The sequence below is a fragment of the Halobacillus sp. K22 genome (genome assembly GCF_052246795.1).
GTDB lineage: Bacteria > Bacillota > Bacilli > Bacillales > Halobacillaceae > Halobacillus.
Map to the genome: position 1 here is coordinate 50361 of NZ_JBQQCN010000011.1, position 26873 is coordinate 77233.

Sequence of the window (26873 nt, forward strand, 5' to 3'; positions counted from 1 at the left end):
GGCCAAGATAAGATATGGCGAAGAGTCCCTGGTGGAAAGTGACTATACTGACGATCATATCTTACAACTACAGGGAATAAAATTTCCTCTAAGCATCAGGAATTTATAGTAAATAATCAGACTGGTGATTTAGCAAAACTAATCAAAAAAGAAGGAGCTTATTCAGCCCCTTTCTTTTCCACTATTAGTTTAATCTACTCCTACGTTGTTCCAGGCATTTGAAACAGCGTTCGCTACCTGAGATCCATAAAGATCTTTCGCTGATTGAACGAGAGCCTGTCGAGCGTTTGAGAAACTACTGCTTGGCGTCAAATAAACGGTTAAAGCCCTGTAATAAATATCTTCAGCTTTGGATTTACCAATACTGTTGATGGTGTAATAAGCTGCTTTATTTGGAATACCACTATTAATATGAACCCCGCCCCAATCTCCAGCTTCTGTATTAGGCAGATTACGGTATTCATTCATATGGTCCGGCTGATTGTAAGCATTTGGGTTGGAAAGAGAGCGCAGAGCATCCCCTGAGGTTCCTGGAGTATATACATCTTCCCCCATTAACCAATCCTCTGAATCCACAAAGAAACCGAACACATCGGAGAATGATTCATTTAATGCACCAGATTGATTTTCATATATTAACTCCGCTGTAGTATCTGTTACCGCATGGGTCAATTCGTGAGCTACAATATCATCAGCCCCTGACAGGTAGGTGAAAGTCGAACCATCACCATCTCCGTAAATCATTTGATTCCCGGTCCAAGCCGCATTATTATAGTTTGAACCATAATGAACGGTTGAACGAATATCTGCGCCCTGATTGTCATAACTGACTCGTCCAAATGTGTCATAGTAATAATCAAAAACTTCTCCAGCATAATAGTGAGCATCAACTGCTGCTTTTTGCCTCTCACTGTTGAATGTATTACCAGAGTCTGTAACATAATAACCAGGCAGACTGCTGTATTGACCCCCATAATTATCGAATGTTTCAATAACGCCATTCATCGGTTTCGTTGTATCAAATAAATAGTAAGTGTTATTGTAAGCATACGTATTCAGTGTTTTTGAGTCACCTAACACTCCCGTCCCTGTACCAGTTGCTTCATGAACCACATTAGCCGCTTTTATAACTTCTCCATTATCGGCGTTGATATAAATCTGCCAATTCGCCGGATACGGTTGAGAAAACTGGAGTTCCACATGATAAGCTAACGTGTACTCTCCATCTTCATGATGCACAACAAGGTTAGAGTTTTCGGTTAAGGTTTCAAAATCTTTGCCTAGTTCGCTTTTTTGAACTTTATCAGCTTTTTTTCTATTAACATCAATATGATTCCACGCTAGATTAATAGATTCTTTACTAGTTAACTCTCTCTGCTGCTTTACTTTTTCTGGAGCATTCTCGTGAAATTCGCCATTAACTGAAGTAACATCCCCGCTAGCGTTAGTATGTACCATAATTTTTGCGTTAGCTATCGGGACATTTCCAACTGTTCTCTGATAAGTATAGTGAGTCATTCCGACCTCGTCTTGTTCCTTTTTTACTAAAGATAAATCTCTATTTGGGTTAAAATTAAATTCCTTGCGCTTCTCTTTAAAAAATTCTTTTACAGCTTTATCGCTCTTAACCTTAGAACCTTTTAATTTTAAGTCCTCTGTGACAAATTCCGAAGTAACCCCTTTGCCTTTAACACTCGAATCATCCTCGGCATAAGCTAATGTCCCGCCAGACACTATGCTTGTCCCTAATACAAATGCAGCTGTTACTGATTTCCAATTCATCGAATCCCTCCTATATTTGTAATGCATTCCCAATATATCATAATATTCAGACGACTATACTGTGAAAGTCAGGGGTCAAATTCCCCCTTAAAGCCTCAAATTTTTCACGACTTGGGAAACACGTAAATACAGTTGAAAATTCCTAATCGAACATGTATTCTAAATATAGATTTGAAAGAGGCACACTCTTCCAAATCAACAGTTGATCAACTAGGTGTGTGGCCAATGGAATATGGTAAAGTACTTCGATTTCATCGAGTCAAGCAAGGGTTAACCCAAAACCAGCTGGCAGATGGAATTATCTCACCGGCGTATCTTTCCAAAATTGAGAATGATCAAACCGTTCCCGCGTTCGAAGTATTAGAATTGCTTTACGAACGACTCGGTCTTGATTTTCTTGAGACTTCATCTAACCATCCTTCGAAGGAAAAACTGAAGGAATGGTATGAGGCTATAGCTTTTAAACGCGAAGAAGACGCAAAGAAGCTAAAAGAAGATATTCTCAAACAGAAAGAAACCCAGGAAAACCATCATTTGTATATTTTCTTTGAATTGTTTCGGATACGGCATCTTCTTTTAGAAAATGAAGTAAACGAAGCTTATAAAACATGGGAAAATATCCGTCAATATAAGGATACCTTTGATGAAGAGATGGAGTTCTATTATCATCTAGGTTCTGGACTTCTTAAGTACTACCAGGGAGATTTTGACAATTCATTCCAAGAATTAATGGAAGCTAAGAATTACAGTTCTTCTGTTAAATTGGAAGATTGGGAATTCAGCGATCTTTATTATCTTCTTGCCTTAAGTACAAGTCAGGCCAATCACATATCCGCATCCGTATTTTATGTAGACCAGGCGCTGGAAATTTATCAGGCGAATTATGATTTAGCCAAAAGTGCGGATTGTCACATCTTACAAGGAATCAACTATAGTCGTTTAAAAAACTATGCAAAAGCACTCGAGAACTTTCACTTGGCGCGAAAAATCGCCTTACAAACAGGGAATCAAAATCAATTGAGACTAGTTTTTATTAACATAGGAACGTTGGAATCTCGGATTGAAAACCACGAATCAGCTATTATTAATTATAAGAAAAGTTTAGAATACCACGATTCAGAATCCGAATTTCAAGAGTATGATTATTTAACTACTATACACGGTCTCATCATTGAAAATTATCGTCTTGGAAATAAAACGGGATGCTTAGAATGGGTACACAAAGGTGAAGAAAAGCTAAAAAGCTTTCCTTCTGAAGCTTATAGCCTTCATTTTGAAGTTTATAAAAAAGTAATTAAACAGAGTACCAATCTATCCAAATTTCTAGAGGATACAATTATTCCGTTCTTTCAAGAAAAAAAAGAGCATATTTATGTAATTCGATATGCTATGTTTTTAGCTGATATATTAGAAGAACAACGTATGTATAAAAAATCATCAACTTACCTAAGGTTAGCAATCCAATTGTTAAATAAACATTCTAATTTAGGAGGGATACTCTTATGAAGAAAATGATTGCTGTAATTGGAGTAGTAGCATTTCTAGCATCTGCAGCTGCGCCTATCTTAAGTGACAGTGCAGTAGATGCATACCCGAGACCACTAGTAGCTGAAGTTGAAGAAGTTTAAGTTTTTGTTTTTCATTATTAATGTGTAATTAGCACCTCCCCTAATCCTATAACTATACAAACTTTCGCCTCTGCCCTTGTGGCAGGGGTCTTTTTTTACTATCTATAGAGAGGAGGATGTAAAGTGAAAACCGTTGGCATAGATCTGTCTGGACCCTCCAATCATAAAGATACAGCCGCTGTGATTTGCCATGAAGAAAAAAATCAATTATCCATAGAACAACTTTACACCGGGCTTTCCGATCAAGGCATCGTTTCTATTATTTCTGAGCAGGCAAAAAACAACAATAAAATTTATATCGGAATAGACGCTCCTTTATCCTACCAGGATGGCGGAGGAGATAGAGAAACTGATCGCAAGTTAAGAAATTACGCGAAAAGCCTCGGGGTTAAACCTGGGTCCATTATGCCCCCTACCCTCACTAGAATGATTTACTTAACTGCAAGAGGTATTCATATTGCCCATATGCTTGAGAAAAAATTTCCTGATACTGTTAATATTGTCGAGGTTCATCCTGGAATGGCTCTAGCCTCACGTTTATCTTTAGAAGACAGGACACAGGCTGTCCTTTATAAAAAAGATGAACAAAGCAGGAAATTCGTTCATAGGTGGTTGTCAGAACATTATTTTCAATCCGTTGACAAAGTTGAGGATTCCTCCACTCACCAATTAGATGCATGTTTGGCCGCTCTTGCCTGCTGGCACTGGTGCAGTGAAGGTAAATCACCTTCCTGGCACATGTCAGAGCAACCCCCTCATCACCCCTTCCCATTTAGCTGTTAAAAAAAGCAGCACGTATGTAACGTGCTGCTCTCCTAATCTTCAAAGTATCTTTGGAATGCGTGAAGAGGTGTTTGGCCATCTAAAGCCTTGAATGTCATACGATTATTCTTTTGATTAATAGTCACCGCATCAATGTCTTTATATTCTTTATTTTTGGTTTGTTGTTCTATACTCGACTTTATTTCATTCATTAACCCTAAAGTCTGACGACTGCTCGTTTTTGTATAAACGATTTCTTTAGAAGCTTCTAACATGCTTTCAGCTATAGTCTCCTCAATACCGAGTGTTTGAAATAGCTGATTCATGGATCCTTTTATTACATTGTCAATATTTTCAAACTGAGGACTTTCCAACCCGAACAATGTGAGGTTTAATGCTGTTTTATTGTTCATCAGTATTAAGCAGTGACGCCCATTCACCTTAATAATATTGGCTTGCCATTGATAAATCTGAGATATCTGTTTATACTCCTCTGTACTTTCAATCTTCTTATCTAGTTGACTTTGCAATTTTTTCGTAGCTCCGATAACAAACAAACCGATTCTCCTCATCTCATTAATATAAGTTAATTGTAACAGTTTCTGCTCCTATTCCCTACTGGGATCACCTGTTTATTTGATAACTATTTCTTCCATAGTTTCTGACTTGTCCTATTGCTTCATTTGCATGATTTAGGAGAGCAGTCGAAAGGCTTTCATGATTTTGATAAAGATGGATTTTTGATGCTAGCCTATAAAGACAAAAAAGAAGAGCCGTATATTGGCTCCTCTTTTCTAAGATTTCGATCTTCTGGCAAAGTCAACGAATTGGAACTTATCGGGTCTGTGCCTGGATTCAGTAAATTGAAATAACGTAGCATCAGCGAGGTACACGTGGCTTCGAATAACCACTACTTGTTCATGTCCATCTAAATCTAAATAGTTACGATCTTCTTCAGTTACTGGTTCAACCACAATCTCTTTTTTTGCAAAACTTATGATGAGACCCAGTTCATCTTCAATGTACTGATAAATGGACTCTTCAGCAATCTCGCTGGTCAAACCTGGAACCAGATCTTCTCGAATATAATCCTTATCAAGAATGATTTTTTCCCCATTGATCTCTCTTGATCGGATAATTTTCCAAAGCTTATGATCCTGGGAACAGTTTAGCTGCTCTCCAATTAAACCGTCCGCCTGTCTCAGGGTGAGGTTATGCACAAACGTACGAAAATCTTTGCCCAATTGGTTAGATAGCTCTTTAAAACTCGTAAGACCTGAGACAGGGAACTCAAACTTGCCATGATCGAGTACGACGGAACCTTTTCCTCTTACCTTTTGAATATAGCCATTTTGGGCAAGAAGATTTAACGCTTTCCGAATGGTTTCTCTTGAAGTGCTAAACCGACTTGATAGTTCGTGTTCAGAGGGGAGCGTATCTCCTGGATGAATGCTGCCTCTTTGGATCTCTGCAACAAGGTCATTATAAATGACTAAATACTTATTTTTCATTTTCATCACCATTCGTATTTTATCATACTTGGGTAATGTGATAGACCACTGATTCATAAGGACGAAGCTTTACATCCTGCAAGTCTTGACTGACATCATTATAGTTACTGATCATAACCTCAGTTTTTCCTTCAAGTTGTAAGTTTTCAGGTAAGCTGAAGGAAGTTTCAGAACCATAAAAATTATTGATCACTAACAGACTTTCTCCATTCCATTGACGTAGATACGCAAATATCTGTTCATCTTCCGGAGTCAAGAGTTCATAGTCTCCAAATGAAAGGATATCATTTTCTTTTCGAAGCTGAATTAGTTTCTGATAGTAATGGAAAATAGAGTTCTCTGTGCTCCTAGCTTTTTCAGCATTAATGGATTTGTAATTATCGGCAACCGCAATCCACGGGTTACCGGAGGTGAAACCGGCGTTCGGTTCATCATTCCATTGAACGGGTGTACGAGAATTATCCCTTGATTTTTGTTTCAAAATCTCAAGAATTTTCTCTTCGTTGACGCCTTTTTCACGGAACTCTTTATACATATTTATAGATTCGACATCACGGTACTTTTCAATCGATTCAAACCCAGGGTTTGTCATCCCAAATTCTTCTCCCTGATAAATATAAGGCGTCCCCTGCATCATATGAATAGTTGTCGCCAGCATTTTTGCTGATTCTTCCGGATAATTGACTTCATCTCCAAAGCGTGACAACACTCTAGGTTGATCATGGTTGCACCAGAACAAGGCATTCCATCCGTTTCCTTTATTCATTTCGCGCTGCCACTTAGAAAGAATTTGTTTTAGTTCACGGAAATCGAAATCGGCAACGGTCCATTTTTCGCCATTTGGATAATCTACTTTTAAATGGTGGAAATTGAATGTCATACTCAGCTCGTTACGATCAGGTGCCGTGTATTGTATACAGTGTTCCACGGTGGTAGAAGACATTTCTCCTACGGTCATTAAATCATATGGGGCAAAAACTTCCCTGTTCATTTCCTGCATGTACTCATGGACACGCGGACCATCTGTATAGTATTTACGACCATCGCCTGGTGCCACGCTGCCGTCATCATTTGGGAATTCCTGATCTTTGGAAATAAGATTGATTACATCGAGTCGGAATCCATCAATCCCTTTCTCAGCCCAGAAACGCATCATTGTATATAGATCTTCTCTTAGATGTTCATTTTCCCAATTTAAATCCGCCTGCGTGACATCAAATAAATGCAAATAGTATTGTCCCGTCTTTTCATCATACTTCCATGCATTACCGCCGAACTTCGATTGCCAATTCGTAGGAGCTTCCCCATCTACGGGGTCACGCCAAATATAATAGTCACGGTAAGGATTATCGATCGATTTTTGAGATTCCTGAAACCACTGGTGGAAAGTGGATGTGTGGTTGACCACAAGATCCATAATAAGTTTCATTCCACGCTTGTGCGTCTCTTCAAGCAGTTGTTCAAAATCCTGCATGGTTCCGTACTCATCGTGAATATCGTAATAGTCACTAATGTCATAGCCATTATCATTTTGTGGTGATTTATACATTGGGGTCAGCCACAGCACATCTACCCCGAGTTCATTTAAATAATCCAGCTTCTCAATGATGCCTTGAATATCTCCGACCCCATTGCCGGTTGTATCATTAAAGCTTTTTGGGTAGATTTGATAAACAACAGCTTTTTTCCACCATGGTTGTTCAATCACAATAACGCCTCCTTACACATCTTTTTTACGTTTCGCGTATAAATACGTACCTACTAGCGGTAGGACGATAACGATAACCATCCCAATAATGAAGTCGAACCAATAATCCGATACGATGGAAAAGATTCCCGGAACACCGCCGACTCCAATTGAGTTTGCGAGTACGCCTTGAGCAGAAATATACAAACCAGCGATCGCTGATGAAGAAATAGCGATAATAAATGGATATTTGAATCGTAAGTTAACACCAAACAACGCAGGCTCCGTAATACCTAGCCATGCGGAGACACCAGAAGATAATCCAAGACCTTTCAGCTTCTCATCTCTTGAGGCAAGCATGATCGCAAAAGCGGCAGACCCTTGAGCGATATTGGATAGGGCTAGCATTGGCCATAAGAACGTTGTATTTGTACTGCCTATCAATTGAATATCAACAGCTAAGAACGTATGGTGCATACCTGTAATAACAAGAACTCCGTATAGTGCACCGTAAATAAGTCCGCCTAGTGCAGCAAAGTTATCAAAAATAGATACAAGACCGTCAGTAATAGCATTACCGATCGCAAATGTAACCGGTCCGATGAATAAGAAGGTTAAGAAACCTGTTACAAGGAGGGCAACCGGTCCGACGATAAGCAATTGAATACTATCCGGTACACGGTTTCTCATGAAAACTTCAATCTTCGTTAATACATAGGACGCAACGAGAACTGGTAATACTTGTCCCTGGTAACCAATTTTTTCAATTTCCCATCCGAAGAGGTTCCAAGTAGGAACAGTCCCCTCTTTTACGGCTTCCCCGTAAGACCAAGCATTCAGTAACTCTGGATGAACAAGAATAAGACCCATAACAATACCTAGAATTGGGCTACCACCAAATTTCTTAACGGCAGACCAGCCAATCAGCCCGGGTAAGAACGTAAAGGCTGTATTCGCTATAATGATAATCATGTTGGCAATATCTGACCATTGCGGATAAACATCAATAACAGATTGCTCGTCCCAGAATATACCTGGAGCTGTAAGTATGTTGTTTATACCGAGCAGCAAACCAGCTGTAACAATGGCTGGCAGAATCGGAATAAAAATATCGGCTAATGTTTTGATCGCTCTTTGAATTGGATTCATCTTTTGTGTGGAAGCTTCTTTTACTTCCTCTTTAGATGATTCACCAATTCCCGCTAAAGCTACAAATTCTTTATAAACTTTATCTACAGTACCTTGCCCTACCACGATTTGAAATTGACCGTTGGTAGAAAAAGATCCTTTTACAGCATCAATGTTGTTCAATTTTTCCTGATCGACAATGCCTTCATCGTGAAGGGCCAATCGAAGACGGGTTACACAATGAGTAGCAGCTGATAAGTTCTCTTTTCCACCTATTGCTTCCAAAATCTGCTCGGCTTGCTCTTTGTGATTCATTTCCATTCCTCCCGAGTGTGGGTTATTTTTTCTTGACGGTCATTAATTGAGTTGAGAAATATATGCCTCAAAGCCTCTTCCTTCCATACTGACCGATTCCAAACCGATGTGAATAAGTGTTTAAGCTATGTTTTCTGCTTTAATCCTTTCACATGTTTAATATGGAAGATTTGTACCACCACTCCTTTCACTGGACTAAGAATCATTCCATCAGTTAATTCGATGGCAAAACCTCTCCCCTCATCTTCTGAGAGGACACGGGGCGCGACACTTTTTCTAGTGCAACTTTGCTACTCTCTAGTGCCGCTGCGATAATCGCCCCATTTTTATATCCAAAAAGCTTCAGGAACGTGAATCTTCCTCCAAAACCACAAACTTGTATATACATCAATTACTTACGATTATAATTTGTATATACAAGTTTTGCAACCGTTATCAAAAAATATTTATAGTATCCATCTATCACTCTTTCACCTTTCCAAAACCTGGTGACAGATCCTTTTTTGTGGGCATATTCCACAATTTCAGTGTATAAAGTTAATTTTCTTTTATATACCAGGGATTCGTGGTATATATTTAGAGTGTCGAAATTTCGTTTTTGGAAGAAGGGATTTCTATCCTTAGGACAAAACACCAAACACAAAAAAATTTATGGATTATGTGGTTTGCCAATTTTTTTATTGCTGGCAGTATCACAATGGTTTTACCTTTTTTGTCTTTATATATTGATCAATTAGGTGATTTTTCAGATTCATACGTTCAAACTTGGTCCGGCTGGATCTTTGGGATTACCTTTGTGACCGCTTTTATTTTTTCTCCGATCTGGGGTCGTATTGGTGATAGATACGGCCGAAAAAATATTTTGATTATGTCTGCTGTTGGTCTCGCCGTCTCTGTACTGCTTATGGGGTTTGTTTCAACTGTGTGGCAATTATTCTTATTGAGGTTGTTTATGGGGGTATTTACAGGATTCATCCCTATGTCACAAGCGCTCATTTCAACTCAGACCCCAAAAGAAACCGCCGGACAGGTTCTTGGAACCCTGCAGACTGGAAGCATAACAGGCAGCTTGCTTGGTCCTATGCTCGGTGGGTGGATTGCTGACCAAATCGGTTTCGCATCTACATTCCAACTAGTATCGATAACCGTAGCTCTATCCGCGGTGATCGTTTTCCTTGGTATTTCAGAAGAGCGGGTGGAAGTAGAGGGAGTAGACGAGAAAACCAGTTATAATTCAAAAGAAGTGCTTTCTCATATTGTGAAACACCCCACCCTCCTAATCGTTATGGTCATTTCACTATTTGTTCAAATAGCTCATTTTAGTATTCAGCCGATCCTGTCGCTTTTTGTAGGAAATCTACATGGACCTGAGAATTTAGCTCTTTTCTCTGGAATTGCCTTTTCGGCTGCTGGGTTAGGGAACCTATTAATGGCCAAACGATGGGGAAGAATATCGGATCGAAAAGGCTATATCAAGATATTGATATTCCTTCTCTTTATGGCCGGTATCGTGTACTTTCCAGCTGCATTTGTAACAAATATCTGGCAGTTAGTGGTATTGCGCTTCTTGCTAGGGATATCTATTGGAGGAATCATCCCTGTACGAACTGCTTATATTCGTCAGGAGGCTCCCATTGCTATGCAAGGGGAAGTCCTTGGTTATAATACAAGCCTGCGTTTTTTAGGGAATATTATCGGTCCTGCTATGGGAGGCGTTTTGTCGGGAGCTTTCGGTTTTTCAGCTGTATTTTTTGTCACAAGCGGTCTCCTCCTTTCTTGCGGAGTTCTATTACTCATCACAAAACAAAAACATCCACAATCAATGACTCAGGCCGCCTCCTATTAGAATGGTCTGCTGTTCCTTATCCTTTAGGATCTTTTAAACCTTCGTATCTTAAAGAATAGCTCCCTTTTCTGTAATACTCAGTTTCGAGATAATCGGGGCCCTTTACTATATTTGGAAGAGGCTGGTGGGGAAATAACTCGTCTTGTTCCATCACCCAGACCCTCGAGACATAAGCCGTTCATCAACGGATGGAAAAACCGCCATCCTTTTGATGGTCGGCTTATGCTGTTCGTGTCTATCGGGGTGATTCCACATTTGAACACTTTCCTATGGCCCTACACGAGGTAGGGTCGATCGACGGTGCCACAGGACGTGGCGACCTTAGTCGATCCTCCTTTTACCATGAGCTTCCTCGCTCGTTTCACTCCCTGCGGGATCTCACCTAGTTCCTTCTCCCGCTCTTACACTTATTAGAAAAGTAAGCGTAAATGAGTGCCTAAACGTTGAAGAGAGCTATCCAGCTCCAGCACCTAGCGGCTAGTGAGACTTCCCTCACTTCTGTACGATAAGTCAACATCGAATCGCTACGCTCTTCGTGTTTCCTTTATCTCCGCCAGCTCAGTCCAGTCCATACGTCGCTGACCAAGGTGCCTCCGCTTTTAACCGGGGAGTCTCGCCATTTCCCCACCAACCCAGCCATTTCTTGTGAACGGACCCTGCTATAGGAGATAGAATCCATGCCACATCTGCTTCCAATGCTTATATAACAGGGTTTCTACAGCTAAACACACGTAAAGACCAGTGTGAAACATAGATGATCCTTGTTCATTGGAAGACGTTTATGCAGACAATTTTGAGCTCTCAATGATCACAAAGGGGCGGAAGGGAACGGCGAAGACTCCTGCGGGATGAACATGACCGGTGAGATCCCGGAAGGCGAAGCCTGAGGAAGCTCACCACATGCCCGCGGAAAGCGAGTCGTTCCCTGGAGCCCCTTTCTCTACAAAATATCTCGAAACTGAGTCTTCAACTATACGGCCCTATAGCTTAATAAACCTCATGCGAAAAGTCAGTAGCCCCTTTTAACAGAACTATATTTAATGTGGAAAGTATTTCTGTCTGTTAATATAAGTGTATAGACATATTAGGAGGGATTGGATGAAGCAAGCCTTGATCGTTATTGATTATACGAATGACTTCGTTGCTTCTGAAGGTGCGTTAACCTGCGGGGAACCTGGTCGGCGAATTGAAGAAAGCCTCACTCAATTATGTAAGGAATTCTTATCCAATGATGATTTTACGGTACTCGCGGTGGACCTTCACGAAGAAAATGATCCTTACCATCCAGAAACAAAGCTTTTCCCACCCCATAATATTCGCGGTACTGAAGGTAGAAGGTTATACGGCGAGTTGCATCATTTGTACGAAAGAAGCCAATTCAAGCCCAATCTCTATTACATGGATAAAACCAGGTATAGTGCTTTCGCCGGAACAGAGCTTGATATAAAGCTGCGTGAACGAGGAGTTACAGATGTTCATCTATCCGGGGTCTGCACAGACATTTGCGTTCTCCATACAGCTGTTGACGCTTACAACCTTGGATATAATTTGACCATTCATAAAGATGCTGTAGCCAGTTTTAATCAACTGGGTCACGAATGGGCGCTTGAACATTTTGAATCCGTACTAGGAGCTTCTATCAGATAACACTAAGACCGCCTGAGAATTGCAGGCGGTCCTTTTTATTTACTACTCGTAAAGCCGCCTTAGTCTATTTCCTATTAAAGGATGTTATGGTATAGTATTTCGAGTGTCTAAATATTTTAGTAGAAAGGAAGGGACAAAGAATGATTGAAAGCCCCCGCCCTTCAAATAAGCATTTCCGTACGGTGCTCATTTTAAGTGCCTCTATCCTGATTGTAGTTATGAATACTACGATGTTTAATATCGCCTTACCTAATATATTAAGAGACTTCTCTTTACAACCTTCAGAAGGCGCATGGATTGTATCGGGATATTCTATTGTACTCGCTATTTCCACTATTACATTCACCCGTCTTTCTGATTACCTTCCCATACGTAAGCTTCTGACCATCGGCATTTTGATCTTCGGCTTATCCTCCATTCTTGGATTCTTTGCTGATTCTTATTTCTGGCTGTTATTTGCGAGACTTTGTCAGGCCTCTGGGGCAGCAGCGATTCCAGGGTTATCAATGGTGTTCGCCGGAAGATATATACCGATGTCACGCCGGGGAAGTGCTTATGCGTTAATAGCTTCGGCTACTTCATTAGGGTTTGGCCTTGGTCCTGTAGCAGGCGGCTTTATTACAGATTACTTAAACTGGAATTTTTTATTTATCGTCACTATTTTAGTAGTTTTTGTTATCCCTGTTCTCTTTAAATATATGCCGGTAGAAACTTCTACTAAAACTAGTTTTGATGTGTTGGGCGCTCTACTTTCTGGAATTAGCGCCACATTGTTTCTATTATATATATCTACATTCAACAACCTTTATCTTCTTGGCGGGTTGCTTTCTGCTGCCCTGCTCTGGTGGAGGATTAACAAAACATCCACTCCTTTTATACAGCCTGAGTTAATAATGAATAGACTTTACCGCCGCATTGTTTTTATGAGTTATATCGGATTTACTCTCCATTTCGCTGTGTTATTCTTAATGCCTATCATGCTTGAACAAGTATATGATCGGGGAGCAGCTGCTATTGGGCTGATCATCTTTCCAGGAGCTATGCTTTCTGCAGTGGCTGCTATTTATGTAGGCCGACTCATTGATGCTTATGGAAACATTAAAGTACTTTTCCTGGCGCACGGGCTTTTACTAATCTCCGCTCTTGTATTTTTCTTGTTAGCCAGAGTAAGCCCCTATATGATTATGCTTGCTTATATGTTTACTAGTTTTGGCTTTTCAAGCTTATCTTCCAGTTCAACAAACGAGGTGTCCCGAATATTACCCAGCGAGCAAATTGGTGCAGGGATAGGATTGAAACAGCAGACACATTTTATAGGCAGTGCCACCGGATCAGTGCTGGCCGGTATCTTGCTTGAACTGAATCGTCAGCCTTATACTGCTCAAGATTTCAGCCTCCCGTTTGGCATTCTAATCGCACTTATGTTTGCTTCAAGTGCAGTACTGATGGTCTATTCCGCTAGAATTAAGAAGTTTATACCTGTTCAAGAAATTGACATTTGAAATTTAAGATCGAATCGAATATGATTGAGTATGGACATTTATGCTAATAACTGATATATAGATCCTATATAGGAGGAATCACTTATGAGCTCAAAGGATTATCGAGTTCTGCTGTATTATAAGTATGTCGACCTTCCTGATTATGAAGAATACTGTCAAAACCACCTGAAGTTCTGTAAAGACCTTGGTCTTAAAGGGCGAATTATCGTAGCTCCAGAAGGAATAAACGGAACCGTTTCCGGCACCGTGGACCAAGTAGAGGAATATATGGACTTTGTCCGTTCAGATGAACGTTTTGCAGATATCCAGTTCAAAATGGATGAACATGAAGGCCATGCCTTTAAGAAGATGCATTGCCGAGTGAAACCAGAACTTGTAAACTGGAGCATTGAAAATGATGATATCGACCCTAAAGAATTTGGTGGAAAGCACGTAAAACCAAAAGAATTCTATGAACTTCTTCAAGAAGAGGACACGGTGGTCATTGACGGACGTAACGAATATGAATACCGTATCGGGCATTTCCGTAACGCCATTCGTCCAGAAGTGAACCATTCTCGTGAGTTTCCGGAATGGATCGCTGAAAACGCAGATGAATGGAAAGATAAACGAGTAATCACTTACTGCACAGGTGGAATTCGGTGTGAAAAACTGACTGGAATATTGAAGAAGAATGGTGTAGAGGATGTCTATCAGCTAGAAGGTGGAATTAACACGTATAGTAAAGACCCAGAAATAAAGGGCCAGCTCTTTGATGGTAAAATGTATGTGTTTGATGAACGTATCTCTGTACCTATTAATCAGGTGGAGGAAAAAGTTATCGCACAGTGTGAACACTGCGGTAAACAAGAAGATCGCATGATCAATTGCAGCAACCCGGTATGTAATAGACAATACGTTTGTTGTGAAGATTGTGAAGAGGAACAACATGCGGCATGTACAGCAGAATGTAAAGAGCACCCTGAGAACCGTTGGGATGCGGAACGTAAAAAACAAATCGATAAATATGACAGGATTTCTAAATAAATTGAAATCATTGTAAAAAACTCGTCTTGACTCAATGTCAGGCGAGTTTTTTGGCTCTAAAATATTTGTTGGGGTAGATAAAAAATTTGGTATAAAAAAACACGCAAGCTCCAATCTTTACTACACTTGAATTGTCGAGAAACAAGCAGTAAAGGAGTTGCGTGTACGTGTATTCTAACATGCCCATACCAGGACTACAAAAGGCGATAATAAAGAAAAGTGAAGAAGTAGAAGGAGAATTTCATCTTCATGTGGAATTGCCGAGAAAGAATCACAGGTGTACGGATTGCGGAGAATGGACCGATCGCATCCACGACTACAGAATACAGAAAATCCAACACCTTAAAATCTTTGAAAGGGATCTTCGAATTGGCATAAGCAACGGATTAAAGTAGCCAGACTCCACGAAAAGATTACGAACTCTCGCAAAGATTATCTGCATAAGATTTCTACCGAAATCATCAAAAACCACGATGTGATCGGGGTAGAAAATCTCCAAATTTCCAATATGCTCAAAAACCGAAAACTATCCAAATCGATTAGTGATGCGAGCTGGTCGATGTTCACTACTATGCTCGAATACAAAGCAGAATGGTACGGAAAACAATTACTACCCGTATCGAAAATTTTTGCGAGTTCGCAACTGTGTTCCTATTGTGGATACCAAAACGGTGAGGTGAAGAATCTCGCTGTTCGAACGTGGGATTGCCCGAATTGTGGCAGCCACCACAACCGCGATCTAAATGCGAGCTTAAATATATTGAAGGAGATTCAGAGGATCCTTCCAACCGTCGGTGCGACGGGGCTAGCCTAATCATTTGAACGAACCGTTAGGTTTGTGCTCTTAGGAATCCCCCTACTTCAAGAAGCGTCAGCGAGTAAGTGGGGGTAGTGCAACTGCCGCTTCAAAGAATAATCCTAAAATAGAAATAAGTACTCCAAACAAGAGCAGCGACCAGCCAGACTCATACGAAACCCCCATCAGCTCAAATAAACCGACCATTCCAAAGAAAAAGACGCCAAATACTGTGGTTATTCCAAGCAGAAGCAAGAAACCCACACTTATAAAAACCATGGATTTATCTTTTCTAAAAGAATGACGAAACCTATGTTTTTTCATTCTTTTCCTCCCTTATAGACCACCAGTATATCCATTAACTCCCACCTCAGGTCATCCATATTATGGATGACCTGAGGTGGGAGTTTTACCTAAATCTTCTTTAGTTTTTGTTTTCAATATGGATATAACCTTCTATATCGCTAAGACGTCCATTTTTTAAATAAACCCCTGAGCTTTCTGCAATTCCATATCCTTTGGTTACTTCAGTCTTCTGAACAGCCTTTTTGAGATTGAGTTCCTCTTCCCATTCAAGATAATGAGCTGAAACAACTGTATCCGGCAGGAGACCTAAGCCTTTTTCGAAAAGCTGAACTTCTTGTATGTTATCGTTAGGAGAAATAACACATTCTTCAGGAGAGATCAGTGCTCCCGCTGAGAAACCAGCTAAAGGTCTTCCCTGTTCAAACAACTTTCTCACTATCTCCCCCACTGACGTTTCTACAATAAATTTTCTGTATAAAACAGTGTCTCCTCCCCCTATGACTATTGCGTCTGCACTTTCGAGAACTGCTATATCCTCTTGCGAGTATTCGTCCCCTAAAGGCAGATAAAAAATTTCAGGATCGGAAATACCTAAACAATTGGTATAACGGGGAAGGTATTCGGCAGCCCCCTCCCTCTCTATATAAAGGACAGCAATTTTGCTTCCTCTTGCTAAACTTTTAAATTGTTCAGCTAGTTTCGGAGTAAAGGGCGGCCCCGAACCAAATAAGAATAAATGAGTAGAGCTCTTCAACCTTATGTCCCTCCCCCCTCTTTATACACTTGAAAACGAAATATAAGCAAAAGGATGTTCTATTACTAGTTCTTGGTTCGATGAGCAGCATGATATGCAGAGCCGATTCCTCGATCAAAGGACAAAGCATAAACGATGGCGCTGGTTACAAATGACTTCGCTTTCCGAACAGCTTCTTCCACCGATTTTCCTTTCGCAAGTTCGGCTGCAATTGCGGCAGAATAGGTACAGCCTGCTCCGCTTGTATGAATAGTCTCCACACGCTCTGATTCAAGTTCTACCATACTTGTTCCATCAAACAGAATATCAACAGCAGGATAATCGGTTAAAGCACCGCCTTTAACAAGGACATACTGCGGCCCAAGGCTTTGCAGATCTCTTGCTAGAGCTTTCATATCCTCAGGACTCTCTGGTACAGGGGCTTCTAATATACGTGCCGCCTCCTGCAAGTTTGGTGTAATAATCGTTGCCATTGGCAGCAATTCCTCAACAAGCGCATCAATAGCATCATCTTTTAACAGCTGAGATCCCATTTTACCTACCATTACAGGGTCAACGACTATGTTTCTCACTTGAGAGTAGCGAATCAGTTCAGCCGAACGCTTAATAATATCTTCGGTAAACAGCATCCCTGTTTTAAGAGCATCTATTCCCACGTGTTCAAGAGAAGCATACACCTGTGCTTCAATCGCTTCTAAAGATTGGGTGAAAATCCCTTGAGAAGTTGTTTTATTATTAGCCACAATGGCTGTAATAGCGCTCATGCCATAAACATCAAATTCTTCAAATGTCTTTAAGTCAGCTTGAATTCCCGCACTCCCCTGCGACGCAGAACCTGCAATGGACAATACTCTTGGTATACTCATACTTATTTATCCCCTCTCGTTATCTTATTTAAATTGTAACAAATCCTTTTTTCCAGAATCTATTCATACCTCCTTTTTTTACTGTAAAATTAAAGTGTGAGGAGGGATAGACCTATGCAAGCTTTTACCCAGAATGTCCTGAAGATCATTAAGCTAATACCTGAAGGAAAAGTGATGACCTATGGGCAGATTGCGCGGCTAGCCGGAAACCCACGTGCAGCAAGACAAGTAGCCCGGCTCCTTCACTCCATGAGCCAAAAACACGACCTGCCGTGGCACCGGGTAATTAATGCACAAGGTAAAATTGCCATACATGATGAAGCCGGAGCAGAAAGTCAACGAATGACTCTTGAAGGTGAAGGGGTTCCCGTTATCCAATGGAGAATCAACTTGCAGGAATTTCAAGCAAGTGCCTCCGAGCTCCCTATTCATTCTAACTTTCCCGAAGATCAATTATAAAAACTGTTACATATACAGTGGAGGTTTTCTATGTTTGAAATTAAGCCCTATCCCGAATTATCATGGTCCCTTTCACGTCACAAAACGATGCTGACGTGTTCTCGTAAATATGCATATGATTACTATTTTTCGCATAATGGCTGGCTGAAGGATGCTGACTCTCTTGCCAGACAAACGTATCGTTTAAAAAAGATTACAAATTTGGAGATGCATTTTGGTAGTATCGTTCACGACCTGATTTATCAGACCATACAGCAAGTATTAAAAGATCAGCACCTTCCTGATGAACAAGCCCTGACTGAAGAAATACGGAGGCATTTAAATCGAGGGTTTATTGAATCCACACGTAAAGAGCATTTATGGATGAACCGGCCTAAACACTACACAATGCTTCACGAGATTTACTATAGTCAATCCAATAACCTTCCTGAAGCTAAAGTTAAGAAAATAACAGATCGGCTCCAAACTACGGTAAAGAATTTTTACTCCAGCCGTTCTTTTAAAGACGTTTTAAATAAAAAGCACATGCGTTTTATCGAATCGGAGGACTTCCGTTTTATGAAAGCCAATGGAGTTAAGATCTTCATTGTGATGGACCTTGTCTACAAAGATTTATTAAAGGATAAGTGGGTCATTGTAGACTGGAAAACCGGTAAATCTTCCGATGAAGACCGAAACCAGCTGGCTCTGTATGCTTTGTATCTCAAACAGAAATATGACATTTCGTCCATTGGAGATATTATTATCCGAAATGAATACTTACTTGAAGGTACCCATGTTGAATACCAACTAAAAGAGCAGGATTTAATCAATGTGCAGCATTTATATCAGATCAGTATGGAGCAAATGAAAGCTTATCTTGAGGATCCCTCTAAAAACAAACCTCTTCCAATCGAGGAGTTTACCATGCAGGATGACCCTCGCATCTGTGCTCGCTGCAACTATCAGGAACTTTGCTTTCCATAATTCACCCTCCTTTTGACCTGCTCCTATGTTTTAACCTCTGGAAAAAAGGCTAAATAAGGAGTGGACAAAACATATTTATCGGAAGGAGTTGTTTTAAGCATGCAAGTACTAGTAGCAGGAGCAAACGGACATACAGGCCGTTTACTTATCCAATATCTAAAAGAAGATGGTCATGAGCCATTTGGTATGGTACGTAAAGAGGAACAAAAAGCAAAGATTGAAGAACTCGGAGGTACTCCCGTTTTAGCGGACTTGACTAAAGATGTAGGTCATGCAATCAAAGGAAAAGATGCTGTTATCTTTGCAGCAGGTTCCGGAGCAAGTACAGGAGCAGACCAAACCGAAGCGGTCGACCGTGACGGCGCTATTAATTTGATCAAGCACACAGAGAACTTAGGTATTAAGAAATTCATTATGCTGAGTGCCATGGCAGCCGGTGACCCGGAACGCGGCCCAGAAGAATTGAAGCATTATTTACAAATGAAGGGCGAAGCGGATGATTATTTGAAGTCCACTGAACTCGACTTTACTATAGTTCGTCCAGGTGGACTGACGCATGAAGAAGGAACGAGCAAAATTGAAGTAGGCGAAACGGTTGAGCAAGGCTCCATCCCTCGCGCGGATGTTGCAAAAACCATGATTGCTGCTTTACAGGAACAAAGCGTTTTCCATAAAACGTTTGAAATGATTTCAGGCGATACTCAGATTGAAGAAGCTTTACGCTCCCTATAATTAGCCTGGATAAAAGCCATCTCCGCCTGGAGATGGCTTTTATTATTTTGGAAAAGAATCGAGAAAAAATAGAGAAAAACACGGAGAGCCGGCATGATTTGATATAATATACATACTTATGCGCTTTAAAGGAGTTGTGCACATTGAAAGGTTCATTAATTAAACAACATCGCAAGTTCAATAATATGACCCTCGAAGACCTGGCGACCGGGATATGTTCGGTCTCTTACCTGAGTAAAATTGAACATAATACCATTAACGCCAGTGAAGAAATATACAGACTCCTTGGCGAACGTTTAAATATTAAGCTTAACGATATTAATCAGGATTTTGATGAAAAAATTTATCAAGATCTCCTTGAGTGGCACGAAGCAGCTCAACTAAGAGATTTGTCTTTAATGGATGAGTTGAAAAGAAAATGTGAGCTGGCACTAGAAGATAATCGTAACATTGAATTAGTACATTTATATAAAATCTTTCAGGCCCGTCATATACTTACAAGGGAAGATCAACTGCTAAATAAGAGTTTTCTCAAAGAATTGACGGACATTTTCCCTGACTCTTCATTAGAGTTCCAATTTTTCTATCATAAAACCTTAGGGATTAATCATTTAATGATGGATGAGGTAAAAGAAAGTTTACACCATTTTTTGCAAGCCAATAACCGGATGGAAAAACTTCCGATAAATGAATATGAAAACTATTTTCATATTTCACTCGCCTATTTAAAAATCCGATCATCTATTGAGTCCATTTATTACGGAGAGAAAGCTATAGAAGGATATAAAAACAACCTCAATTATTCAAGACTTATTGATACTTACATGATCGTTGCCTTGAATTACAGATATTTGAACATCCATTCCGTGGCGGAGGAATATTTTCTTAAATTACTTAAGTTTGCTAAGTACCATCTTCCCCAGCTAGAAAAAAGAAGAATCTTTCATAACCTCGGGTATATCTACGCAAATCAAGAAAACCATCAAGAAGCCTTACATTATTTACAAAAGGCACAGGGTATCGAAACGTCTGAAAAATACTTTGAGATTAGCACCCTCTACCTTCTCGCCTCTACAAGTTATTACTGCAACGACATGAAGGCTTGCTGGGATTATATTCGTTTAGGAGAGCAAAAAGCAAAAGACTCTAGCAGTATATTTTTCATTCATAAGTTTTTCGTACTACGTCACACCATTAATGAGACAACTCATAATGACGAATTCATCGACAAACTCGAGAATGAAATTATACCAAGCATGCGAGAATTAAATGAATACGAAGATTATAAAACCTACTTGGAAATGCTGGGTAATATTTTCTATCAAAAGCGATTATATAAGAAATCAGCCATGTGTTTTAAAGAAGCCAACAATTTCAGGTTCACACAAAAAAAAGATTTATTATAAAAAAGTCGGGAGCGTGAATGCTCCCGACTTTTACATGCGAACTAAATTCTTTTTCCAATTTCGGAACTCCAGTTCATCAAATTTAGCTTCCATTTTCACATCATCAATATAGAAAAGTGCTTCCTCCAGGGAACAGTTGACATCTGCTTCACAATTAATTCTGGCAAGCTGTCTGGATAAGTGAAGCATTTCTAAATCTTGTTCAATCTTGGCACGCTGCCCTTTTGTCAGCTTATCTAAATTCTCAAGAATCCCTTCAATGGTCTGGTGCTCCATTAAAAGCTTAAGAGCCGTTTTTTCACCGATCCCTTTTACTCCTGGATAATTATCACTACTGTCTCCCATTAGAGCTTTTAAATCCACCATTTGAGAAGGAGTGATTCCTTTTTCCTCATAAAAAGAATCTTGATGATACTCAGCATAATTACCGTATCCTTTTTTTAATAGGACGACATGAACATTAGGCTGCAACAACTGAAGCAGATCCTGGTCGCCTGTAAGCAGAAATACTTGAGAGTGCTCGCTGTAAAGGCGGCTTAATGTTCCCATACAATCATCAGCTTCATAACCAGCTTGACCTACATTTGGTATATTGAGAGATTCGACCACTTCTTTAGCCAGATCAAACTGAGGAATTAATTCTTCGGGCGGTGCCCCTCGATTAGCTTTATAATCCGGGAATAAATCATTGCGGAATGTCTGACTCCCCATATCCCAGCAGCAGACGACATGTGTGGGCTGATACTTTTCTATCGCTGTAAAAAGGTGCTTCACCATACCATAGACTGCATTAGTCGGAGTCCCCTTACTATTAATCATATAATAATTACTCATAGCTGTAGCATAAAAAGCACGGAATAACAAAGCCATTCCGTCCACTACCATAATTCGGTTAGTTGTTGTCATTCACCTGTTCTCCTTTATTGGTAAGTTGACTCTATTATAACAAATAGAAGCAAATGGGCATTAAGAGGTTTATATCCCCTTTTCGTCTAATAATTGACAAAATTCTGTTAACATGCTAGTTTCAAGATAAGTGTCTACTCTTTACATAAAGTTTTTTGTAAGCGTTTACACTTCATTATGCACTGAGGAGGAATAAGAATGGTCTATGCATTTCCGAATACAGAAGGATCGATTGTCCAATACAAAGAGCGTTATGATAACTTCATTGGCGGCAAATGGACGCCTCCAGTAAATGGGGAATACTTTGAAAACGCAACACCTGTGACAGGTCAGAATTTCTGTCAAGTAGCTCGTTCAACAGAAGAAGACGTTGAGTTAGCTGTTGAAGCTGCTCATCAGGCAAAAGATGCCTGGGGGAAAACCTCCGTTACCGAACGATCGCTGATCCTGAATAGGATCGCAGACAGGATGGAAGAAAACTTAGAAAAATTAGCAGTAGCTGAAACATGGGAAAACGGAAAAGCGGTACGTGAAACTCTAAATGCTGATATCCCTTTAGCCGTGGATCATTTTCGCTATTTCGCATCAGTGATACGTGCGCAGGAAGGATCGATTGGCGAAATTGATCAGGATACCATCGCCTATCATTTTCACGAGCCTTTGGGAGTCGTAGGTCAGATTATTCCATGGAACTTCCCTATCCTGATGGCAACTTGGAAGATTGCCCCGGCTCTTGCAGCAGGGAACGCAATTGTATTAAAACCAGCCGAACAAACGCCAGCATCCATTATGTACTTACTCGAAATAATTGAGGATCTTCTTCCGGCAGGAGTACTAAATGTAGTCAATGGGTTTGGGTTAGAAACAGGTAAGCCTCTTGCCCAGCATCCACGTATTAATAAAGTAGCCTTCACTGGTGAAACAACAACCGGACGAATGATCATGCAATATGCTTCCCAGAACATCATCCCTGTCACGTTAGAGCTTGGAGGAAAATCCCCAAATATCTTCTTTGAAGATGTTATGCGTGAGGATGATGACTTTTTAGATAAAACAATTGAAGGTATGGTCATGTTTGCCTTAAACCAGGGTGAAGTCTGTACATGTCCATCAAGAGCTCTTATTCAGGAATCGATTTATGACCGGTTTATGGACCGTGCCATTGAGCGTGTGAAATCCATCAAAACCGGGAACCCACTGGACCCTGAAGTTATGATGGGAGCTCAAGCCTCCTCTGAACAGCTGGAAAAGATCTTATCCTACTTGCAAATCGGAAAAGAGGAAGGTGCGGAATGCCTTGTTGGCGGTGAAAGGAACCAGCTGGAGGGCGACTTTAAAGATGGCTACTATGTAAAGCCTACCATGTTTAAAGGAACAAACGACATGCGTGTCTTTCAGGAAGAGATCTTTGGGCCTGTCCTCTCCGTTACCACCTTTAAAGACAAAGAAGAAGCCATGTCCATCGCTAATGATACATTGTATGGCCTGGGAGCCGGCATCTGGACTCGGGATATGAATACAGCTTATCGTTTCGGACGGGGCATTGAAGCCGGTAGAGTCTGGACAAACTGTTACCATACTTACCCTGCACATGCAGCCTTTGGTGGATACAAAATGTCTGGGGTTGGGCGAGAGAATCATAAAATGATGTTAAGCCACTATCAACAGACTAAAAATATGCTCGTCAGCTATAGTCCTCAGAAACTAGGATTCTATTAAATCTTAAGTGAGGAGGTGACAAACGATGGTCGAACGTGTGACTGCAACCGATGCCGCCCTCGAATTGATTGAACAGCTGAAAGGTAAGCATGGACCTCTCATGTTTCATCAGTCTGGAGGGTGTTGTGATGGAAGTTCGCCGATGTGCTATCCAGACGGTGACTTAATGATAGGCAATCAGGATCTTCTACTAGGTGAAATTGGTTCTTCCCCCTTTTATATAAACAAAAAGCAGTACGACTACTGGAAGCATACCCAATTGATTATTGATGTAGTAGATGGACGCGGGGGAATGTTCTCTTTAGAAGGAGTAGAAGGAAAAAGATTTTTATCCCGATCCCGCGCTTTTACAAAAGAAGAAGCCGCTGAACTTCAAAGCGCAGAACCATAAGGAACAGCCCTCTTCATTGGAAGAGGGCTGTTTTAAATGGGCTGTTTTTGAAAAAACTGCAGAAGAATATCGTTATAAAGAACTGGCTGATCTTTATGGACGCGGTGGCCGGCAAAAGGAAGGACCGCTTTATGAATATGGGGAAAAGCTCCATAAATCGAAGCACCACTTGCTTCCTGCTGAACTGACTCGCCAGCTATGAAAAACACAGGCACCCTTAAATCTACTAAACCTTCGGCTAAATAAAATGGATACCAATCGGGGTTTCTTGCAAGGTAAATAAATTCTCTCCAGTTTGTATTATGTAGCCGGTTGTAATAATCGATTTTCGTTTTATCACGAAGAAGATGTCTTTGTTTCTCTAACTCTTTTCTATGCATCTGTTTCCAGCGGGCAGGTTTTTTAGGATACATGCCTGAAATCGTCAGACTCTTTACTCTGTGAGGATGATTACGGGCCAGTAAAATCCCCGTAAATGCTCCCAGGTCACTGCCGATGATGTGAGCTTTATTCACTTGTAAGTGATCCATAGTTTCAGCAAGATCACGGGCTGCATTCTCAAAGTAGTGGTTGAATTCATCACTGAAGGAATTGCCATGGCCTCTTAAATCAGGAAGTATTACCTGATACTGGTCACATAACTGGTCACACTGGTATTCAAAGTCTGTGATCCCTGTTTCCAGCCTACTATGCAGAAACACTAAAGGCTCCCCTGCTCCTTTAATGGTGGTATGAAGAATCATCGAATCCCCCTCTATTCGACCTTTTAAATAATTTAATTTTTCCTACAACCTCGCAGCCGTTCCGCTTAAATACAGAAAGCATGGGATAATTATGTACACTTGTAGCCCCCACACTATACGAAGCCCCAAATTTCTTCTTCAACATATGTAATCCCTGGCTGTAAAGAATCGAACTTTTCCCTTGGCCACGTGCTTCTGGAACCAGCCCAAAATAAAACATCCGCCCTTCATCCTCTGTTCCAGGCTCGATGTGAGGCATCACCACTCCAATGGCTTTTCCATCTTCATAAGCCACATTACATGTATCTATGTATGAAGAGCCCAATTCCTTTCTTACGCTTTCTATTTGTTCATCCATACTTAAATATGCTGAAGCGTTTAAAGACCCTTCCATAGATCTTTTCCAAACTTCTTTAAAGTGTTCCACAGAGACATCTCTCAAAGATTTTATGGTAAAAGCTTCTGCCTCTTTCACCTCTTCTTTGAGCTGAAACCTTACGAAGGTTTTCTCATCATGAAATTGGAACAGATGGGATTTCAGATGCTTTTCTATCTCTTTTGATCGATCGCTGTTCACTAGAATAGTCAGATGGTCCGCCTGCTGAATATTTTTATCTTTAACCAGAAAATCTGTTAATTGACAGAATTCCCGCTCTGTTAAGTGACCTGTTTCTTCTATGGTTATAAAATTTTCCCCTGTAACAAATTTAACTTTTTTATATAAATTCTGCTTTTGCTCCATAAGGCCTCCTAGCTATTAGTTCTATACTGTTCCCCTTTCATCCTACCTTATCTGCGGCCGATATGGTATTAACAATCACTTTATTTTCATTTAAAGAACCTTACGCGATACAATGAAGATTGAAACCCATGAAAGGAGTTTTTTTAAATGAACCGTGAAATCCATTTAGTAGAAAGACCAGAAGCCACACCTACACATGAACATATTAAAATTGTAGAAAATAACCAGCCTGAACCAGGCTCAGGAGAGGTACTCCTAAAAATGTTATACGTATCAGTCGATCCCTACATGAGAGGGCGAATGAGCGATGCCAAATCATATGTCGCACCTTTTCAACTAAACGAACCTATTGAAGGCGGAGCTGTGGCAGAAGTCGTTCAGTCCAATTCTGACCAATTAAGTGAAGGTGACATTATCACTGGAATGCTTCCATGGAAAGAATATACAGTACAAAAAGCAGAAGGACTTCGTAAAATCGATCCAAGTCTAGGACCGATTACAACATCTCTCGGCATTCTTGGCATGCCAGGCCTTACTGCGTATTTTGGCTTGATGGACATCGGTCAACCTAAAGAAGGAGAAACTATTCTTGTTTCCGGAGCAGCAGGTGCTGTTGGTTCAACCGTCGTTCAAATAGGTAAAATTATGGGCTGCCGCGTTGTGGGCATCGCTGGAACGGACGAAAAAACAAGTTATTTAACAGAAGAACTTGGCGTGGATGCAACCATCAACTACAAAAAAGAAAATGTATCTGAAGCCCTTCAGGAGAAATGTCCAGATGGTATTGATGTATATTTCGATAACGTAGGTGGAGATATTTCCGATGCGGTTTATCCTCTTCTAAATAAATATGCAAGAATTGCCCAATGTGGTACCATTGCGTCCTATAACGTTCCGAATGACCAGGGACCGCGTATTCACATGCACTTAATTAAGTCCAGTGTATTAATTAAAGGATTCACTGTAGGGGATTATCAAGACCGCTTCTCCGAAGGTTTTCAGCAATTGTCCAAATGGTTGAGCGAAGGGAAACTGACATATGAAGAAACGATCACCGAAGGTTTCGAAAACATTCCTGACGCTTTCTTTGGGCTATTTGAAGGAGCTAACCTTGGTAAGCAGCTTGTTAAAGTAGCAGAACCTGCTCAAAAATCCTAATCCAATTATTGCAGGTTTCCTTTCTATTACAAACCTGTCTATTTGAAAGAGCGCACAGATGATGTGCGCTCTCTTTTTGTTCTATGCTGCGTCAA

Annotated in this window: 25 protein-coding genes and 3 pseudogenes; 16 read left to right on the forward strand and 12 right to left on the reverse strand. The window is 40.5% G+C overall.

From position 1 onward, the window contains the following. Nucleotides 1-189: 189 nt before the first annotated feature. Nucleotides 190-1782 carry a M4 family metallopeptidase gene (locus tag ACTWPM_RS09925; protein WP_443132890.1) on the reverse strand — a complete coding sequence of 531 codons (1593 nt, stop codon included), beginning with the start codon at nt 1780-1782 and terminating at the stop codon, nt 190-192. 225 nt (nt 1783-2007) lie between these two features. Between ACTWPM_RS09925 and ACTWPM_RS09930 the strand changes: the two genes are divergently transcribed. The 3 genes from ACTWPM_RS09930 to ACTWPM_RS09940 all read left to right on the forward strand — a co-directional run bounded on the left by ACTWPM_RS09930 (nt 2008) and on the right by ACTWPM_RS09940 (nt 4193). Further along, nucleotides 2008-3288: a tetratricopeptide repeat protein gene (locus tag ACTWPM_RS09930; RefSeq protein ID WP_443132891.1), complete on the forward strand. Its 1281-nt coding sequence runs from the start codon at nt 2008-2010 to the stop codon at nt 3286-3288. Then, nucleotides 3285-3410: a hypothetical protein gene (locus tag ACTWPM_RS09935; protein WP_422167095.1), complete on the forward strand. Its 126-nt coding sequence runs from the start codon at nt 3285-3287 to the stop codon at nt 3408-3410. Before ACTWPM_RS09930 ends, ACTWPM_RS09935 begins: the two co-directional genes overlap by 4 nt. Nucleotides 3411-3533: 123 nt before the next feature. Beyond that, on the forward strand, nt 3534-4193 hold the full coding sequence (locus ACTWPM_RS09940) for a DUF429 domain-containing protein (RefSeq protein WP_443132892.1): 660 nt from the start codon (nt 3534-3536) through the stop codon (nt 4191-4193). A gap of 32 nt (nt 4194-4225) precedes the next feature. On the opposite strand, the gene ACTWPM_RS09945 is transcribed toward ACTWPM_RS09940, so the two are convergent. From ACTWPM_RS09945 to ACTWPM_RS09965, 5 genes and pseudogenes are all read right to left on the reverse strand, one after another. Further along, the gene (locus ACTWPM_RS09945; protein WP_443132893.1) at nt 4226-4729 is read right to left on the reverse strand and encodes a DUF6933 domain-containing protein; all 504 of its coding nucleotides are present in this window, start codon (nt 4727-4729) and stop codon (nt 4226-4228) included. Nucleotides 4730-4966: 237 nt separating this feature from the next. Continuing rightward, complete coding sequence (gene treR, locus ACTWPM_RS09950) at nt 4967-5683, reverse strand: trehalose operon repressor (RefSeq protein ID WP_443132894.1); 717 nt, start codon at nt 5681-5683, stop codon at nt 4967-4969. Between the two features lie 22 nt (nt 5684-5705). Further along, nucleotides 5706-7388, reverse strand: a complete 1683-nt coding sequence (gene treC, locus ACTWPM_RS09955) for an alpha,alpha-phosphotrehalase (protein ID WP_443132956.1) — start codon at nt 7386-7388, stop codon at nt 5706-5708. A 15-nt stretch (nt 7389-7403) separates the two neighbouring features. Then, on the reverse strand, nt 7404-8813 hold the full coding sequence (gene treP, locus ACTWPM_RS09960) for a PTS system trehalose-specific EIIBC component (protein WP_443132895.1): 1410 nt from the start codon (nt 8811-8813) through the stop codon (nt 7404-7406). A gap of 125 nt (nt 8814-8938) precedes the next feature. Then, nucleotides 8939-9040, reverse strand: a pseudogene (locus ACTWPM_RS09965) (PTS sugar transporter subunit IIA); the annotation flags it as partial. Nucleotides 9041-9471: 431 nt separating this feature from the next. Between ACTWPM_RS09965 and ACTWPM_RS09970 the strand changes: the two are divergent. From ACTWPM_RS09970 to ACTWPM_RS09995, 6 genes and pseudogenes are all read left to right on the forward strand, one after another. Next, entirely contained in the window at nt 9472-10659 is a 1188-nt protein-coding gene (locus ACTWPM_RS09970) for an MFS transporter (protein WP_443132896.1), read from the forward strand. A gap of 1098 nt (nt 10660-11757) precedes the next feature. Further along, entirely contained in the window at nt 11758-12306 is a 549-nt protein-coding gene (locus tag ACTWPM_RS09975) for a cysteine hydrolase family protein (protein WP_443132897.1), read from the forward strand. A 140-nt stretch (nt 12307-12446) separates the two neighbouring features. Next, nucleotides 12447-13808 (forward strand): MFS transporter, encoded by a 1362-nt coding sequence (locus tag ACTWPM_RS09980; RefSeq protein WP_443132898.1) that lies wholly within the window; start codon nt 12447-12449, stop codon nt 13806-13808. Nucleotides 13809-13892: 84 nt separating this feature from the next. Beyond that, entirely contained in the window at nt 13893-14834 is a 942-nt protein-coding gene (gene trhO, locus ACTWPM_RS09985; RefSeq protein WP_443132899.1) for an oxygen-dependent tRNA uridine(34) hydroxylase TrhO, read from the forward strand. Between the two features lie 161 nt (nt 14835-14995). After that, nucleotides 14996-15193: pseudogene (locus ACTWPM_RS09990) on the forward strand (transposase family protein); the annotation flags it as partial. Continuing rightward, nucleotides 15190-15648 (forward strand): annotated as a pseudogene (locus tag ACTWPM_RS09995) (RNA-guided endonuclease TnpB family protein); the annotation flags it as partial. The pseudogenes ACTWPM_RS09990 and ACTWPM_RS09995, both read left to right, overlap by 4 nt. A gap of 57 nt (nt 15649-15705) precedes the next feature. On the opposite strand, the gene ACTWPM_RS10000 reads toward ACTWPM_RS09995, so the two are convergent. The 3 genes from ACTWPM_RS10000 to thiD all read right to left on the reverse strand — a co-directional run bounded on the left by ACTWPM_RS10000 (nt 15706) and on the right by thiD (nt 17556). After that, a complete protein-coding gene (locus tag ACTWPM_RS10000; protein WP_443132900.1) occupies nt 15706-15954 on the reverse strand; it encodes a YrvL family regulatory protein in 249 nt (82 codons plus the stop codon). Between the two features lie 100 nt (nt 15955-16054). Continuing rightward, on the reverse strand, nt 16055-16690 hold the full coding sequence (locus ACTWPM_RS10005; RefSeq protein ID WP_443132901.1) for a Type 1 glutamine amidotransferase-like domain-containing protein: 636 nt from the start codon (nt 16688-16690) through the stop codon (nt 16055-16057). A gap of 65 nt (nt 16691-16755) precedes the next feature. Further along, complete coding sequence (thiD, locus tag ACTWPM_RS10010) at nt 16756-17556, reverse strand: bifunctional hydroxymethylpyrimidine kinase/phosphomethylpyrimidine kinase (RefSeq protein WP_443132902.1); 801 nt, start codon at nt 17554-17556, stop codon at nt 16756-16758. A 114-nt stretch (nt 17557-17670) separates the two neighbouring features. Between thiD and ACTWPM_RS10015 the strand changes: the two genes are divergently transcribed. From ACTWPM_RS10015 to ACTWPM_RS10030, 4 genes are all read left to right on the forward strand, one after another. Beyond that, nucleotides 17671-18015 carry an MGMT family protein gene (locus ACTWPM_RS10015; protein WP_443132903.1) on the forward strand — a complete coding sequence of 115 codons (345 nt, stop codon included), beginning with the start codon at nt 17671-17673 and terminating at the stop codon, nt 18013-18015. A gap of 30 nt (nt 18016-18045) precedes the next feature. Beyond that, nucleotides 18046-18981, forward strand: coding sequence for a PD-(D/E)XK nuclease family protein (locus tag ACTWPM_RS10020; RefSeq protein ID WP_443132904.1), 936 nt, complete (start codon nt 18046-18048; stop codon nt 18979-18981). 99 nt (nt 18982-19080) lie between these two features. Then, a complete protein-coding gene (locus ACTWPM_RS10025; RefSeq protein WP_443132905.1) occupies nt 19081-19713 on the forward strand; it encodes an SDR family oxidoreductase in 633 nt (210 codons plus the stop codon). A gap of 143 nt (nt 19714-19856) precedes the next feature. Next, the gene (locus ACTWPM_RS10030; protein ID WP_443132906.1) at nt 19857-21119 is read left to right on the forward strand and encodes a helix-turn-helix domain-containing protein; all 1263 of its coding nucleotides are present in this window, start codon (nt 19857-19859) and stop codon (nt 21117-21119) included. 30 nt (nt 21120-21149) lie between these two features. Here the strand turns inward: ACTWPM_RS10030 and ACTWPM_RS10035 are convergent, their stop codons facing one another. Beyond that, on the reverse strand, nt 21150-22025 hold the full coding sequence (locus ACTWPM_RS10035) for a 5'-3' exonuclease (RefSeq protein ID WP_443132907.1): 876 nt from the start codon (nt 22023-22025) through the stop codon (nt 21150-21152). A 198-nt stretch (nt 22026-22223) separates the two neighbouring features. Here ACTWPM_RS10035 and exaC point away from each other — a divergent pair, with 198 nt between their 5' ends. Together exaC and ACTWPM_RS10045 are read left to right on the forward strand one after the other, a co-directional pair. Further along, complete coding sequence (gene exaC / locus ACTWPM_RS10040; protein ID WP_443132908.1) at nt 22224-23744, forward strand: acetaldehyde dehydrogenase ExaC; 1521 nt, start codon at nt 22224-22226, stop codon at nt 23742-23744. A 25-nt stretch (nt 23745-23769) separates the two neighbouring features. Beyond that, nucleotides 23770-24135, forward strand: coding sequence for a DUF779 domain-containing protein (locus ACTWPM_RS10045; protein WP_443132909.1), 366 nt, complete (start codon nt 23770-23772; stop codon nt 24133-24135). Between the two features lie 32 nt (nt 24136-24167). Here the strand turns inward: ACTWPM_RS10045 and ACTWPM_RS10050 are convergent, their stop codons facing one another. Together ACTWPM_RS10050 and ACTWPM_RS10055 are read right to left on the reverse strand one after the other, a co-directional pair. Next, nucleotides 24168-24878: an alpha/beta fold hydrolase gene (locus ACTWPM_RS10050; protein WP_443132910.1), complete on the reverse strand. Its 711-nt coding sequence runs from the start codon at nt 24876-24878 to the stop codon at nt 24168-24170. Beyond that, nucleotides 24856-25620, reverse strand: coding sequence for a GNAT family N-acetyltransferase (locus ACTWPM_RS10055; RefSeq protein WP_443132911.1), 765 nt, complete (start codon nt 25618-25620; stop codon nt 24856-24858). Before ACTWPM_RS10055 ends, ACTWPM_RS10050 begins: the two co-directional genes overlap by 23 nt. Nucleotides 25621-25767: 147 nt before the next feature. On the opposite strand from ACTWPM_RS10055, the gene ACTWPM_RS10060 reads away from it, so the two are divergent. After that, complete coding sequence (locus ACTWPM_RS10060; RefSeq protein WP_443132912.1) at nt 25768-26778, forward strand: NADP-dependent oxidoreductase; 1011 nt, start codon at nt 25768-25770, stop codon at nt 26776-26778. Nucleotides 26779-26873 lie beyond the last annotated feature (95 nt).

Coding starts and splice junctions, on each gene's coding strand:
- ACTWPM_RS09925 (WP_443132890.1), bottom strand. CDS start 1,782: ATGAATTGGAAATCAGTAACAGCTGCATTTGTATTAGGGACAAGCATA.
- ACTWPM_RS09930 (WP_443132891.1), top strand. CDS start 2,008: ATGGAATATGGTAAAGTACTTCGATTTCATCGAGTCAAGCAAGGGTTA.
- ACTWPM_RS09935 (WP_422167095.1), top strand. CDS start 3,285: ATGAAGAAAATGATTGCTGTAATTGGAGTAGTAGCATTTCTAGCATCT.
- treR (WP_443132894.1), bottom strand. CDS start 5,683: ATGAAAAATAAGTATTTAGTCATTTATAATGACCTTGTTGCAGAGATC.
- treP (WP_443132895.1), bottom strand. CDS start 8,813: ATGAATCACAAAGAGCAAGCCGAGCAGATTTTGGAAGCAATAGGTGGA.
- ACTWPM_RS09970 (WP_443132896.1), top strand. CDS start 9,472: ATGTGGTTTGCCAATTTTTTTATTGCTGGCAGTATCACAATGGTTTTA.
- ACTWPM_RS09975 (WP_443132897.1), top strand. CDS start 11,758: ATGAAGCAAGCCTTGATCGTTATTGATTATACGAATGACTTCGTTGCT.
- ACTWPM_RS09980 (WP_443132898.1), top strand. CDS start 12,447: ATGATTGAAAGCCCCCGCCCTTCAAATAAGCATTTCCGTACGGTGCTC.
- trhO (WP_443132899.1), top strand. CDS start 13,893: ATGAGCTCAAAGGATTATCGAGTTCTGCTGTATTATAAGTATGTCGAC.
- ACTWPM_RS10000 (WP_443132900.1), bottom strand. CDS start 15,954: ATGAAAAAACATAGGTTTCGTCATTCTTTTAGAAAAGATAAATCCATG.
- thiD (WP_443132902.1), bottom strand. CDS start 17,556: ATGAGTATACCAAGAGTATTGTCCATTGCAGGTTCTGCGTCGCAGGGG.
- ACTWPM_RS10015 (WP_443132903.1), top strand. CDS start 17,671: ATGCAAGCTTTTACCCAGAATGTCCTGAAGATCATTAAGCTAATACCT.
- ACTWPM_RS10020 (WP_443132904.1), top strand. CDS start 18,046: ATGTTTGAAATTAAGCCCTATCCCGAATTATCATGGTCCCTTTCACGT.
- ACTWPM_RS10025 (WP_443132905.1), top strand. CDS start 19,081: ATGCAAGTACTAGTAGCAGGAGCAAACGGACATACAGGCCGTTTACTT.
- ACTWPM_RS10035 (WP_443132907.1), bottom strand. CDS start 22,025: ATGACAACAACTAACCGAATTATGGTAGTGGACGGAATGGCTTTGTTA.
- exaC (WP_443132908.1), top strand. CDS start 22,224: ATGGTCTATGCATTTCCGAATACAGAAGGATCGATTGTCCAATACAAA.
- ACTWPM_RS10045 (WP_443132909.1), top strand. CDS start 23,770: ATGGTCGAACGTGTGACTGCAACCGATGCCGCCCTCGAATTGATTGAA.
- ACTWPM_RS10050 (WP_443132910.1), bottom strand. CDS start 24,878: ATGATTCTTCATACCACCATTAAAGGAGCAGGGGAGCCTTTAGTGTTT.
- ACTWPM_RS10055 (WP_443132911.1), bottom strand. CDS start 25,620: ATGGAGCAAAAGCAGAATTTATATAAAAAAGTTAAATTTGTTACAGGG.
- ACTWPM_RS10060 (WP_443132912.1), top strand. CDS start 25,768: ATGAACCGTGAAATCCATTTAGTAGAAAGACCAGAAGCCACACCTACA.